This window comes from Caulobacter sp. BE254, from assembly GCF_031457295.1.
Lineage (GTDB): Bacteria > Pseudomonadota > Alphaproteobacteria > Caulobacterales > Caulobacteraceae > Caulobacter.
Genome location: NZ_JAVDWJ010000010.1, coordinates 141359 through 155923, shown reverse-complemented (window position 1 = coordinate 155923; position 14565 = coordinate 141359). Strand labels below are relative to the sequence as shown.

Sequence of the window (14565 nt, the reverse complement as noted above, 5' to 3'; positions counted from 1 at the left end):
ATGTGGCCGAAACGACACGTTCGCCCGATCGCTACGATCCGCCACGCTTCAGCCATCTTGTGATCGGCGGTTTCATTTGATACCGCTTGCATTGCTACCGGTGTCAAGACGCGCGTCTCGCTCGAATGTGACACCGGTGTCAGAATAGACGGCCCAAGAACGGCCGCGCGGGAAGGAAGCGCGGACGCACTCTTCGGCCGGGCGACGCGAACGCGTCGTTCAAAAGAAACGTGATCACGGGAGGAGGATCCATTGTCTCAGGTCTCTAAGCAGCGCGTTCGCGCGCTGAAGCTCGGTGCGTCCAGCGGCGCCATGCTCATGGCGATGGCGCTGGCCGGAGCCGCCGCCGCGCAGCAGACGCCGGCCCCCGCCGCGGACGACACCGCCGTCGAGGAAGTGGTCGTCACCGGCTTCCGCGCCAGCCTCGCCAACGCCCTGGACATCAAGCGCCGTGAAAACGACCTGGTCGACGTCATCAAGGCCCAGGACATCGCCGACTTCCCCGACCTGAACCTGGCCGAGTCGCTGCAGCGCGTGCCGGGCGTGTCGATCGACCGCGACGGCGGCGAAGGCCGCACGATCACCGTCCGCGGCCTGGGTCCCGACTTCACCGTCGTGCGCCTGAACGGCCTGGAGGCCCTGGCCACCACCGGCGGCAAGGACAGCTCGGGCGGCGCCAACCGCGGCCGCCAGTTCGACTTCTCGATCTTCGCCTCGGAGCTGTTCAACAGCGTCACCGTGCGCAAGTCGACCTCGGCCTCCAACGAAGAAGGCTCGCTGGGCGCGATCATCGACCTGCAGGCCTCGCGCCCGTTCGACTTCAGCGGCCCGGCCCTCAGCATGGGCGCCAAGATCGGCTGGAACGACCTGTCGCGGAAGAAGGACCCGCGCTTCACCTTCCTGGCCAGCAACCGCTGGGACACCGGCATCGGCGAGATCGGCGCCCTGATCTCGGTGGCCTACGCCGAGCGCAAGACGCTGGAAGAGGGCTCCTCGACCGGCCGTTGGGAAAACCCCAGCGTGGCGTTCAACTCGTCGACGTCCTTCCCGTGTTTCGGCGCGGCCTATAACCCGCAGACGCCGGGCTTCACGCCGGGCGGCCCCACGGCGGCGACCTCGCCGGCCTGTACGACGATCGGCGTGAACACCCCGAGCACGAGCGCGCCCACCGCCGCGCCAGCCGGTACCGCCAACAACCTCTGGCACCCGCGCATTCCGCGCTACGGCCGCCTGCAATACGACCAGAAGCGCCTGGGGATCACCGGTTCGCTGCAATGGCGCCCGACCGAGAACTCGACCCTGAGCCTCGACGCCCTGGTGGCCAACTTCACCAACAATCGCGACGAGACCTATCTGGAAGTCATCTCGTTCAGCCGCAGCGGCGCGGGCCTGCCGCAGACCGACGTGGTCAACTTCCAGGCCGACGACAAGGGTCACCTGATCAAGGGCACGTTCGACGACGTCGACGCGCGGGTCGAATATCGCCACGACGACCTGAAGACCGAGTTCAACCAGTTCACCCTGACCTACGACACCAAGTTCGGCGACGCCGGTCACCTGAACCTCGTCTATGGCCAGTCGCGGTCGATCCAGGACAACCCGGTCCAGACGACCTTTTCGTTCGATCGCTACAACAGCGACGGCTACAGCTACGACTACTCGCAGAACGACAAGCTGCCGGTCCTGAACTACGGCTTCGATCCGACCCAAGCGAGCAACTTCGTCTACAGCCCCAGCAACACCCTGGGTGATCCCTCCCTGCTGCGCATGCGTCCCAGCAAGGCCGTCAACACCTTCAAGACCTTCCGCGCCGACGTCGACTACCAGATCCTCGACGGCTTCAAGCTGCGCTACGGCTTCGACTGGAAGAAGTTCGGCTTCAACTCGTCGGAAAAGCGGCTGTTCTCGCGGCAGCTGGCCGGCCAGACGGCCTATACCGCCGAAGCAGGCTTTGCTCTGCCCGCCGGCGTCACGATCGCCGACGTTTCGCGCCTGATCACCGGCTTCGGCCGAGGCCTCGATCTCCCGGCCGGCGTGCCGACCTCCTGGATCGCGCCCGACCTGGACAAGCTGAAGACGGCCATCGGCTACGACTGCGACTGCATCAACGCCAACGGCGACTTCCGTCTCAGCAGCATCAACCAGCTGGGCGCGGTCCGGGAAGTCACCGAGGAGGATACGGCCCTCTATCTGCAGGGCGACTTCGACTACGATCTCTTCAACATGCCGGTGCGCGGCAATATCGGCGTGCGCTATGTGAAGACCCAGCAGGACGCCCTGGGCCACTACAACGTGGGCAGCAAGAACAACGTCCTGGTCACCCTGCCGTCGGGCGTCGTTCTGAACGAGACGACGCCGATCGACGGCGTGCAGACTACGTCCCGCGAGTATCACAACACCCTGCCGGCCCTGAACGTGTCGATCCAGCCCGCGGAGAACGTCTTCGTTCGCTTCGCCGCGGCCAAGGTGATGACCCGTCCGCAACTGCAGAACCTGTCGCCCGGCTACACCGCCATCAGCCAAGGTTCGCAGACCTTGACGCGCGGCAACCCAGATCTCAATCCGATGCTGGCCAACAACCTGGACCTCAGCTTCGAATGGTATCCGGACAAGGAAACCCTGCTGTCGGCCGGCTTCTTCCAGAAGGACATCAAGTCCTATATCCAGCAGACGGCCGAGGTCATGCCCTGGTCGGCGACGGGTCTTCCCGACAGCCTGTTGACCAGCCCCAACACCTCGGCGACGCCGTTCACCGTGACCACCCAGGTCAACAGCCCAGGCGGCAAGCTCAAGGGCTTCGAACTGAGCGCCCAGCGTCCGTTCACCTTCCTGCCGGCTCCGTTCGACAAGTTCGGCGCGATCCTGAACTACACCCACGTCAAGAGCGACATCGACTACATCATCAAGGCCCCGACCTATAACGCGGCCAAGGTGCAGACCGCCCCGGCCCTGCTGGTCACCCAGCCGCTGGTCAACCTGTCGCCCGACGCCTTCAACGCCACGCTCTATTATGAAAACGGGCCGTTCAAGGCGCGGATCTCGGGCTCGTACCGCGACGCCTACCTGATCCAGGTCGCCCCTTCGGCGACCAACAACAACGACGTGCGGATCAAGGAAAAGACCTTCAACCTCGACAGCCAGGTCAGCTACGAACTGGGCAAGTTCACCGTCACCCTGGAGGCCATCAACCTGACCGACCAGGAAGACAGCAAGGTCGACGACTCCACCCGCATGAGCTCGGAAGAGTACGTGCACTACGGCCGCCAGTTCTATCTGGGCGTGAAGTACAAGTTCTAGGTCGACGTCCATCCTGAACGACGGAAGGGCGCTGGTGCGAACCAGCGCCCTTCTTTTTTGTCGTTAAGGCTGTGGCCCGGAGCCGGCTATCGGCTGGGTGCGCCGTCGATCCAGGTCTCGCGCACGTTCAGACCCTCGTCCAGCAGCACCAGGTCGGCGGCCTGGCCGACCTGGATGGCGCCGCGACGGCCCGCCAGGCCCAGGAAGGCGGCGGGGGCGGCCGAGGCGATCGAGATCGCGCCCTCCAGCGACAGGCCCAGCATCGCCACCGCGTTGCGCACCGCGCCGATCATGTCGAGGTCCGAGCCGGCCAGGGTGCCGTGGTCGTCGACGCAGACTCCGTCGACCACCCGGATGTGGCGGCCTTGCAGGTCGAAGCTCTTGTCGATCATGCCGACCGTCGGCATGGCGTCGGTCACCAGCATGAAGCGGTCCAGCGGCCGGGTGCGCAGGGCGATGCGCAGCACGGCCGGATCCACGTGACGGCCGTCGACGATGATTCCGCACCAGGCGGCCTGGCTTTCCAGGGCCGCGCCTACCACGCCCGGCTCGCGACTGGTCAGCGGCGACATGGCGTTGAACAGATGGGTGAAGCCGGTCAGGCCGGCGTTCAGCGCCTTGCGGACCGTACCGTAGGCGGCGTTGGTGTGGCCGGCGGCGACGATCACCCCGGCCTGGGCCAGGCGGCGCACCATGTCCGGCGTGGTGGTCTCCGGCGCCAGGGTCACCAGGGTCTTGCCGCGCTTGAGCGAACTCAGCAGGGCCACGGCCTTGTCGTCCAGGGTGCGGAACTTGCTGGCGTCGTGGATGCCCTTGCGCTTGGCGTTGAGGAACGGGCCCTCGATGTGCACGCCCAGCACGCCGGGCACGCCCGCCGCGATCGCCTTTTCGGTCGCCCGCATGGCCGCGTCGACCACGGCCAGGTCGTCGCTGATCAGGGTCGGCAGGAAGCCCGTCGTCCCGTAGGGCCGGTGGGCGGCGCCGATGGCGGCGATCGCCTCGACGGTGGGCGAGTCGTTGAACAGCACCCCGCCGCCGCCATTGACCTGGGTGTCGATGAAGCCGGGGACCAGCAGGCCGCCGTCCAGATCGTGGCGGGCCATGCCGGCGGGAATGGCGGCGCTGTCGAGGAGACCGCCGATCCGTCCGTCACGGATCGTCACGGCCTTGCCGTCGACGATGCCTTCGGGCGTCAGGATGCGGCCATTGACGAGAACGGACTGCATCAGACGGTTTCTGTGACCTTGTTGAGGTGCGGCGGGCTGTCGGGGTCGTAGCCGCGGGCCACCGACAGGGCGTTGGCCATGCGGTAGAAGCTCTGGATCATCAGGATCGGCTCGATCACCGGATGGGCGGCGACGGCGGGCAGGACCCCGGCCCCCGCTTCCCCGGCGCCGGCCAGCAGCACGTCGCCGCCGCGCTCGGCCACGCCCTTGGCCATGGCGTCGACGCTGTCGCGGCTCTCGTCGTTCTGGGCGAACACCAGGACGGGGAAGCCTTCCTTCACCAGGGCCATCGGACCGTGCAGCACCTCGGCGGCGCTGAAGGCCTCGGCGTGCAGGCCGCAGGTTTCCTTGAACTTCAGGGCCGCCTCCTGGGCGACGCCGAAGCCGACGCCGCGTCCCAGCACATAGAGGTTGCGCGCCGGCTTCAGGCGCTCGACGGCCGGGTTCCAGTCCAAGGTCCAGGCTTCCGCCAGCAGGGCGGGCAGGGTGGCCAGGGCGGCGGTCAGGTCCTCGTCCCCGGTCCAGGCGGCGACCAGCTGGGCGATGGCGGACAGGGCGGCGATGTAGGACTTGGTGGCGGCCACGCTCAGCTCGGGCCCGGCGTGCAGCGGCAGCACCTCGTCGGCCAGGGCGGCCAGGGGCGAGCTGGTGTCGTTGACCAGGGCGATGACGAAGGCCCCGGCCGCCTTGGCGGCCTGGACCGAGGCCAGCAGGTCCGGGCTCTTGCCCGACTGCGAAATGGCCAGGTACAGCACGTCGCCCAGGTCCTGCTGGGCGGCGTAGACCGAGCTGACCGACAGGGCGGCCGACGAGGTCAGAACGCCGGTGCGGGTCTCGATCAGGTACTTGGCGAAGGTGGCGGCGTGGTCCGAGCTGCCGCGCGCGCAGGTGACGACGGCGCGGGGCGGGCTGGCGCGCAGGCGCTCGGCGATCCGGGCGGCGCGGGCGGCGTTGGCGCCCAGCTGGGCGGCGACCACCTGCGAGGCCTGGCCGGCCTCGAGGAACATGCGGGTCGATTCCGCGGTCAGGCGCCCACGCGAGGAGGAAGGGTCGGTGGGGGGGGCGGATCGGGTCAAGACATGGGCCTCCAAGACGGGCGTTCCCTTCAGATAAGCGCGGGGCGAGCCCCGTTCAGCACGAACCCTCAGGAAAGGGCGTTCAGTTCGGCGACGAAGTCGTAGGCGTCGCCGCGATAATAGGACTGGGTCACCTCGACCGCCCGGCCGTCCTTCAGGAAGCCGCGACGTTCGATCAGCAGGCCGGCGTCCTTGGCCGGAACGCCCAGGAGCTCGGCGTGTTCGGCGGTGAACAGCACCGCGCGCAGCCGCTGCAGGGCGCGGGCGGGACGGTGGCCGGTGGCCTCCAGCGCTTCGTAGAGCGAAACGCCGACCGCCTCGGCCGAGGGCAGGGCGAAGCCGGCGACGGTCGAATATTCGATGGCCATCGGCGCGCCGTCGGCATAGCGGATCCGGGCGAAACGATAGACCGGCGTGCCGGGCGACAGGCCCAGGGTCAGGGACTCCTCCGGGGTGACCGAGCCCTCGGCCTTGCTGATCCACTCGCTGCGCGGCGTGCGCCCGCGCGAGATCATGTCCTCGGTGAACGAGGACAGCTTGGAGAAGCTCTTCTCCACCCGCGCGGCCACGAAGGTGCCCGCGCCCTGGCGGCGGGTCAGCAGGCCCTCGCCGACCAGCCCGTCCAGCGCCTTGCGCACGGTGATCCGCGAGACGCCGAATTCCTCGGCCAGGTCGCGTTCGGCCGGCAGGGCGTCGTCGGGCGACAATACCTTCTTCTGGATGGCCTCGCGCAGGGCGCGCTGCAGTTGCTTGTAAAGCGGGGCGTGGTCGTCGCCGGCCAGGCCGCCGATCCTCTCAGAAAACGTCGCCAATTCCGCACCCCAGCCCAAAACCGCGCCACCCCGTGACCATGGGGATAGCATATGACCATTTCCGTACCAATAAGAACCTGGTCCCGAATTGGTTCTTTTTTGGCCTTGTCATCCAACCATTTTCCGTCACAGTCACCCTCCGAGGCCCGAGAAGTACCGCATTCTACGGATGTCCGCAGATAATTGGTATCAGATTGGGCTTGGGGCTCGGCTCCAAGTCCAAGAGGCCTGGCAACGGGGAGAATTCGATAATGAGAAAGTTTCACAAAACCATTCTAACCGCGTCCGCCAGCATGCTGGCGGTTGCAATGGCGGCGCCGGCCTTCGCGCAGGACTCTACACAAGTCGACGAAGTCGTGGTCACCGGCATTCGGGCCTCGCTGCAGGCTTCGGTGCAGGCCAAGCGCAACGCCAACGCCGTGATCGACGTGATCACCGCCGAGGACATCGGCAAGTTCCCGGACAAGAACGTCGCCGAATCGCTGCAGCGCGTCCCGGGCGTCACCATCCAGCGCGAGTTCGGCGAAGGCGAGCGGATTTCGATCCGCGGCACCGCGCCGACCCTGAACCGCACCCTGCTCAACGGCCACGCCGTGGCCACCGCCGACTGGTTCATTCTCGACCAGTTCAAGGCCAGCCGCAGCTTCAACTACCTGATGCTGCCGTCGGAAATCGTCGGCAAGGTCGAGGTGTTCAAGAGCCCGATGGCCGACATCGACGAGGGCGGCGTGGGCGGCACGGTCAATGTGCACACCCGCAACCCGTTGGACCTGGCGCCGCTGTCGGTGTCCGGCTCGATCCAGGCCTTCCACGACGAGAAGTCGGGCAACACCGATCCGACCGCCTCGGCCATGCTCAGCTGGCACAACGCCGACAAGACCCTGGGCGTCCTGGTCGGCGGCATCTACGACAAGCGCCGCATCCGCCGCGACGGCATCGAGGTCCTGGGCTACCAGGCCGTGACCACCGCCTCGGGGGCCGGCAACATCAGCGGCATCACCCCGGGCCAGACCGTCTACGCCCCCAGCCTGATCGGCTCGTCGCTGTTCACCCAGACCCGCGAGCGCAAGGGCGCCAACTTCGCCATCCAGTACGCGCCGACCGACAAGTTCGAGCTGAACCTGACCGGCCTCTATTCCAAGATGGACGCCGACAACTTCAACCAGAACTACATGGCCTGGATCAGCCAGAAGGTCGGGGCCCTGAGCACCTCGCCGGGCTCGCAGTTCAACATCACCCGCGTCGAGAACGGCACCGCCACCGCCGGCAACTTCAACGCCATCGGCGGCAACGGCGTGGTGTTCGACGCCATCGACCGCATCGCCCACACCAACGTCGGTTCGATCGACCTGGCCGGCAAGTGGCGCCCGGCCGACGGCTGGGAGTTCAGCGGCCGCGTCGGCTACACCAAGGCCAAGGGCGCGACCGACCTGCAGCCGTTCTGGGAAACCAACGCCCCGACCGGCCTGACCTACGACCTGTCGAACGGCCTGCCGAAGGTCAGCTTCACCGACATCAATCCGACCACGGCCGACGACGAGATGACGCTGGGCTGGGCTTCGGCCAACACCACCGTCAACACCGACGACGAGTTCTACACCTTCGTCGACGGCGAGAAGTTCCTCGACGGCGGCGTGTTCAGCTCGGTCAAGTTCGGCCTGAAATACACCGACCACGACCGCGACGTGGTGCAGACCTACGGCCAGCGTCGCGCGCTGCTGAACAACGGTACCGGCTGCAGCAACAACGCCTGTGGTCTGGACGACGTCGCCAACGGCCTGACCGACGGCGACTACCTCAAGGGCATTCGCGGACCCGGCGTGCTCAGCAGCTATCTGACCGCCGACAAGAACAAGATCGAGGCCATCTACGCCAAGCTCGGCCCGGCCACGGTCTATGACCCGAACAACCCCAATGTCGGCGGTTGCATCAACCTCAACAACTGCGACCACTTCGGCCCGCTGGAAAGCTTCGACTTCAACGAGAAGACCTTCGGCGGCTATGTGATGGGCAACCTGAAGGGCGAGGGCTGGCGCGGCAATGTCGGCGTCCGCGTGGTCAACACCAAAATCGAGACCAACGCCTGGCGGGTGGGCGTGTCGGCCGGCACGCCAGGCGCCATCAACAACCCGTTCGGCCTGATGGCCCCGACCGCGGGCGAGAAGGAATATACCGACATCCTGCCGTCGGCGAACTTCTCGTTCGACGTCCGCGACGACGTGGTGATCCGCCTGGCCGCCGCCCGGGTCCTGGCCCGTCCGGACTACGCCCAGATGGCCGGCTTCACCTCGCTGACCGAGTCCCTGCTGACGGCCTCGGGCGGCAACCCCGACCTGGATCCCTACCGCGCCAACCAGTACGACGCGACGGTGGAGTGGTACTTCGCCCCGCAGTCGATCCTGTCGGTCGACTTCTTCTACAAGGACATCTCGACCTACATCGTCCAGGGCGCGACGGTCGAGAAGCTGCCGCTGCAGGCCGCCGCCACCGACCCGCGGGTCGTCAACCCGGCCAACAACTGCGTGCTGCAATCGGCCGGCCTCTACAGCTGCGACTATAATGTCGGCCGTCCGGTCAACGTGGCGGGCGGCGAGACCAAGGGCTTCGAGGTCAACTTCCAGATGCCCGTCTGGAACGGCTTCGGCGTCCTGGCCAACTACACCTATTCCGACGCCAGCTCGTCGTCGGGGGTGCCGGTGCCGTCGAACTCGAAGAACATCTTCAACGTCAGCGGCTACTACGAGAACGAGCGCTTCAGCGCCCGCCTGTCCTACAACTACCGGTCCAAGTTCTTCGTCGACTACGACGCCGAGCGCGGCTACCGGCAGCTGTGGTCGGACTCGATCGCCTCGCTCGACGCGTCGGCCAGCGTCAACCTGACCGACCAGATCTCGCTCAGCCTCGACGCGGTGAACCTCACCGACGAGAAGCAGACCGACAACTACGACAACGACAAGAACCGTCCGGCCCGTATCTACAAGAACGGCCGCATGGTGTTTGGCGGCGTCCGGTTCAAGTTCTAGCCAATATGGACGGGGTCATCGGCATCCGGGCTTCGGGCCCCGTCCTTATTTTCAAGTTCGTCGCGTCGGCGGCGGTCAGGATCGTTCCATGACCTGTCCGCCGCCGATCGCGACCCAAGTCCTCCTGACTGCAAGCATGGAGCTGGGGCGGAGCGGTCAAACGCTCCGCCCGCTTTTTGCTTCCGGTCGGCCGGTGAGCGTCCCTTGATGATCTTCGCCCCGCCCTTCGCCCGCGCCGCCCAGAGACTGGCCGGCGCCCTGTCGGTTTCGGCCGCCGCCCTGGCCTTCGCCTCGGCCGCCTGCGCCGCTGAACCGACCCTGACCCTGACGCCCGCCCCGGCCCAGGCGACGATGGGCCAAGGGGCGTTCGCCCTGACCGCCAGGACCCGGATCTTCGTCGCGAAGGGCGACGTCGAGGCCCGCGTCGTGGCCGGCCAGCTTTCCGACATGCTGTTCAAGGCCCGGGGACTCAAGCCCGCCGTCGTCATGGGCGCGCCGCCCGCCGGCGAGGCGGCCATCTTGATCATGCGCGGTCCGCTCACGGATGAGGACGACACCGTGCCCGAGGCCTATGCCTTGGACGTTTCGCCCCAGCAGGTCCGGATCCAGGCCCCCAAGCGCGCCGGTCTGTTCTACGGCGCGGTCAGCGTCTGGCAGCTGGCCGTGCAGGACGCCGCCAAGGGGCCCGCTCTGCTGCCGGCCGTCGGCATCGACGACAGCCCGCGCTTCGCCTGGCGCGGCTTCATGCTGGACAGCGCCCGCCATTTCCAAAGCGTCGAGACGATCAAGGCGATCCTCGACACCATGGCCGCCCACAAGCTGAACGTCCTGCACTGGCATCTGGTCGACGACCAGGGCTGGCGGCTGGAGATCAGGAAGTATCCGAAGCTGACCTCGGAAGGCGCCTGGCGCGTCCCGGCCGGGGCGGCGGGCAAGGACCGCAGGACCGGCAAACCGGTCCGCTACCAGGGCTTCTACACCCAGGACCAGGTGCGCGACCTGGTCGCCTACGCGGCGGCGCGCGGGATCACCATCGTGCCCGAGATCGAGATGCCCGGCCACGCCCTGGCGCCGCTGGTCGCCTATCCCCGGTTCGGCATGACCAAGGCCCCGCCGCGCGCGGCCATGGGCGACTGGGGCGTGTTCCCCTACCTCTATCGACCCAGCGAAGAGACGTTCGGCTTCCTGAACGACGTGCTCGACGAGGTGATGGACCTGTTCCCGTCCGAATACATCCACGTCGGCGGCGACGAGGCGGTCAAGGACCAGTGGAAGGCCAGCCCCGAGATCCAGGCCCAGATCCAGGCCCCGGGCGTCAAGGACGAGCACGGCCTGCAGAGCTGGTTCATCCAGCGGGCCGAAAAGCACATCAACGCCCGGGGGCGGCGGATGATCGGCTGGGACGAGATCCTCGAAGGGGGCCTGGCCCCCAACGCCACGGTGATGTCCTGGCGCGGCATCGACGGAGCGGTCGCCGCCGCCTCCCAAGGCCATGACGCGGTGCTGGCCCCCGACAGCACCCTCTATATGGACCGCCGCCAGAGCGCCTCGGCCGACGAGCCGCCGGGGCGGATCAAGATCGTCAGCCTCAAGGACGTCTACGACTTCGACGCCGCCCCGGCGGCCCTGACCCCGGCCCAGCGCACCCATATCCTGGGCCTGCAGGCCACCGCCTTCACCGAGCACATGCGCACCGACGAGCGGCTGGAGCGGATGACCTTCCCCCGCCTGATCGCCGTGGCCGAGAACGGCTGGACTCCGGACGACCGGCGCGACTGGGCCAGCTTCGCGGCCCGCCTGCCGGCCGAGAGCGCGCGGCTGGACGTGCTGGGCGTGGCCCACGACGCGGTGCCCTACGAGCCGCAAGCCACCCTGCGCCCGGCCGAGGGCGGCCAAGTTTCGGTCGCCCTGGCCTCGGGACTGGGCCTGGGCGAGATCCGCTACACGTTGGACGGCCAGGTCCCGAACAAGGCGTCCGGCCTCTACGAAGCGCCCCTGGCCTTGGCGCCGGGCAAGACCGTCCGAACCCGGACGTTCCTGGGCGACGACGCCCTGGGGCGGGTTCGCGACTATCCGGTCACCCTGCTGGCCGCCCGGACCCGCGACAGCCACCAGCTGGAGCTCTGCGGCGACGGCATCAACCTGTCGTTGGAAGACGACGCGCCGAAGACCGGCTCGGGCGATGGCCCGCGCGCGGTGTTCGCGGTCGACCTGATGAACCCCTGCTGGGTGTGGAAGGGCGCTGACCTGTCGGCCGGCCTGACCCTGAGCGCCCGCATCGGCCAGGTCCCGTTCAACTTCCAGATCGGCGCCGACCGTCAGAAGATCCCGCTGCGCCCGCCGGCCACCCCGGCCGGCGAGCTGGAGGTGCGGATCGACGGCTGCGCGGGCGAGCGGATCGCCGCCCTGCCGCTGGGCGCCGCCGCCCGCGGGCCCGGCCTGGGGACGGTGTCCGGCGCCCTGCCCAGGCGCGAAGGCGTGCACGATCTCTGCCTGACCTTTACAGCGCGTACGGTCGAGCCGACGCTGGTGCTCGACCAGGTCACGCTGACCGCGACCAAGACCCCTCTCTAGATCCTCAAAGAACCAGGAAGCGTATCGGTGCCCAATCTCGTACTGTCCTCGCCGCTCAAGGGCTGGATCGCCCCGCTGGACGAGACGCCCGACGCGGTGTTCGCCGAGCGCATGCTGGGCGACGGCCTGGCCATCGATCCCCTGGGCTCGACCCTGCACGCGCCCTGCGACGGGCGGGTGATCGCCGTGCACGCCACGCGCCACGCCGTCACCCTGCGGGCCGACAATGGCGCCGAGATCCTGATGCATGTCGGCCTGGAGACCGTCGGCCTGGGCGGCGAGGGCTTCGAGGTCCACGTCAAGGACGGCGACGCGGTCAAGGCCGGGGACAAGCTGATCAGCTTCGACCTGGATCTGCTGTCGCAGCGCGCCAAGAGCCTGATCACCCCGGTGGTGATCACCAATCCCGACGCCTTCCGGATCGTCCGCCGCGAGCAGGACCACGCCGCTTCGGTCGGCGACTTCCTGATGGAGCTGGCCGCGGTCGGCGGGGCCGGCGCGACCCTGGCGGTCGCCGACGGCGAGGTGTCGCGCGAGGTGGTGGTGCCGCTGCAGCACGGTATCCACGCCCGGCCGGCCGCCCGCATCGCCGAGAGCGCCCGCAAGTTCGCCTCGGAGGTCGCCCTGGTCGCCGTCAACCGCCGGGCCAGCGCCAAGAGTCCGGTCGGGGTGATGGCCCTGGCCATCCGCCATGGCGACCGCATCAGCGTGGCGGCCAGCGGGCCGGACGCCGACTTCGCCGTCGCCGCCGTCGTCGAGCTGATCGAGAGCGGCATGGGCGAGAGCGCGGCCTTGCCGCCGACCACCGCCCCGCCAGCCGTGGTCGAGGCCGTCCGCGCCGCCCAAGATCGCCATTTGGCCAGCGAGCCGGGCCTGCTGCGCGGCGTGATGGCCGCCCCGGGCCTGGCTATCGGCCAGGCGGTGCGGTTCGTCTCCAGCGACATCGCCGTGGTCGAGGCGGGCGCCGGCGCCGAGATCGAGCGCGCCGCTCTCGAAGCCGCCCTGGCCCAGGTCCGCGCCCGGATCGAACAGGCGGCCGCGAAAGGCGACACCGCCCGCAAGGCCATTCTCGGCGCCCACCTGGCCTTCCTGGAAGACCCGGAACTGACCGCCTCGGCCCACCGGCTGATCGCCGAGGGCAAGAGCGCCGGCTTTGGCTGGCGGCGGGCGGTCGGCGGCTATGTCGAGGCCCTGCGCGGCCTGGGCGACCGCCGGCTGGCCGAGCGCGTCGACGACCTGATCGACCTGGAGCGCCAGGTGCTGCGCGCCCTCAGCGGCGAAGAGGACGAGGCTCGCTCGCTGCCGGCCGGCGCCATCCTGCTGGCCGACGAACTGTTGCCCTCGCAGCTGATGGGCGTCGAGGCCGGCCAGGTGGCGGGCTTCTGCACCGCCAAGGGCGGGCCGACCTCGCACGTGGCCATCCTGGCCGCCGCCATGGGCATCCCGGCCATCGTCGCCGCCGGCCCGGGCGTGCTGGACGTCACCGAGGGCGCCAGCCTGATCCTCGACGCCGAGAACGGCACGCTTCGGGTCGGTCCCGACGCCGGCCAGCTGGCCGACGCCCAGACCGCCATCGCCGCCCGCCACGAGCGCAAGGCCGCCGCCAAGGCCGCCGCCCACCAGGAAAGCCGCACGGCCGACGGGACGCGGATCGAGGTGTTCGGCAATGTCGGCTCGCTGAACGACGCCCTGGCCGCCGCCGCCAACGGCGCCGAAGGCTCGGGCCTGCTGCGCACCGAGTTCCTGTTCCTGGAGCGCGAGACCCCGCCCGACGAGGACGAGCAGGCCCGCCAGTACCAGGCCATCGCCTCGGCCCTGGACGGCCGGCCGCTGATCATCCGAACCCTGGACGTCGGCGGCGACAAGGCCGCGCCCTACCTGCCGATCCCGGCCGAGGAGAACCCGGCCCTGGGCCTGCGCGGCGTGCGCGTGTCGCTGTGGCGGCCTCACCTGCTGAAGACCCAGCTGCGCGCCATCCTGCGCGTGAAGCCGCTGGGCCAGTGCAGGATCATGGTCCCGATGATCGCCAGCCTGGACGAGCTGCGCGCCGTCCGCGCCGTGCTGGAGGAGGCCAAGCGCGAGCTGGAGATCACCGAGCGGGTCGAGCTGGGGGTGATGATCGAGACCCCGGCCGCCGCCGTGACCGCCGACCTGCTGGCCGCCGAGGCCGACTTCCTGTCGATCGGCACCAACGACCTGACCCAGTACGTGTTGGCCATGGACCGGGGCAATCCCGAACTGGCCGCCCGCATCGACGCCCTGCACCCGGCGGTGCTGCGGATGATCGCCCAGACCTGCGCCGGCGCCGCCCGCCACCACCGCTGGGTCGGCGTCTGCGGCGGCCTGGCCTCGGACCTGGTCGCCGTGCCGGTGCTGCTGGGCCTGGGCGTCACCGAGCTGTCGGCCACGGCCGCCACCGTGCCGGAGGTCAAGGCCCTGGTCCGCGCCCTGAACCTCGACGCCTGCCAGGCCTTGGCCCGCCAGGCGCTGGACCAGACCTCGCCCGAGGCGGTCCGAGATCTTTGCAAGGCCTTCCACGCGAAGGTTGGAGCCTAAA

General features: G+C 68.7%; 7 protein-coding genes. 4 read left to right on the top strand and 3 right to left on the bottom strand.

Translation table 11 applies throughout. The annotated features are described in order from the left end of the window. Positions 1-312 precede the first annotated feature (312 nt). Complete coding sequence (locus J2X41_RS17835; RefSeq protein WP_404979953.1) at positions 313-3297, top strand: TonB-dependent receptor; 2985 nt, start codon at positions 313-315, stop codon at positions 3295-3297. Between the two features lie 86 nt (positions 3298-3383). Here the strand turns inward: J2X41_RS17835 and nagA are convergent, their stop codons facing one another. From nagA to J2X41_RS17820, 3 genes are read right to left on the bottom strand one after another with little or no spacing between them, the layout of a single operon-like run. Beyond that, positions 3384-4523: an N-acetylglucosamine-6-phosphate deacetylase gene (nagA, locus tag J2X41_RS17830; RefSeq protein ID WP_310083762.1), complete on the bottom strand. Its 1140-nt coding sequence runs from the start codon at positions 4521-4523 to the stop codon at positions 3384-3386. Further along, a complete protein-coding gene (locus tag J2X41_RS17825) occupies positions 4523-5614 on the bottom strand; it encodes an SIS domain-containing protein (RefSeq protein WP_404979950.1) in 1092 nt (363 codons plus the stop codon). Before J2X41_RS17825 ends, nagA begins: the two co-directional genes overlap by 1 nt. Before the next feature lie 53 nt (positions 5615-5667). Then, positions 5668-6462, bottom strand: coding sequence for a GntR family transcriptional regulator (locus tag J2X41_RS17820; protein WP_310083758.1), 795 nt, complete (start codon positions 6460-6462; stop codon positions 5668-5670). 200 nt (positions 6463-6662) lie between these two features. On the opposite strand from J2X41_RS17820, the gene J2X41_RS17815 reads away from it, so the two are divergent. The 3 genes from J2X41_RS17815 to ptsP all read left to right on the top strand — a co-directional run bounded on the left by J2X41_RS17815 (position 6663) and on the right by ptsP (position 14564). Then, entirely contained in the window at positions 6663-9434 is a 2772-nt protein-coding gene (locus tag J2X41_RS17815; RefSeq protein ID WP_310083756.1) for a TonB-dependent receptor, read from the top strand. Between the two features lie 207 nt (positions 9435-9641). After that, entirely contained in the window at positions 9642-12008 is a 2367-nt protein-coding gene (locus tag J2X41_RS17810; RefSeq protein ID WP_310083872.1) for a family 20 glycosylhydrolase, read from the top strand. Positions 12009-12035: 27 nt separating this feature from the next. Then, positions 12036-14564 carry a phosphoenolpyruvate--protein phosphotransferase gene (ptsP, locus tag J2X41_RS17805; protein WP_310083754.1) on the top strand — a complete coding sequence of 843 codons (2529 nt, stop codon included), beginning with the start codon at positions 12036-12038 and terminating at the stop codon, positions 14562-14564. Position 14565 lies beyond the last annotated feature (1 nt).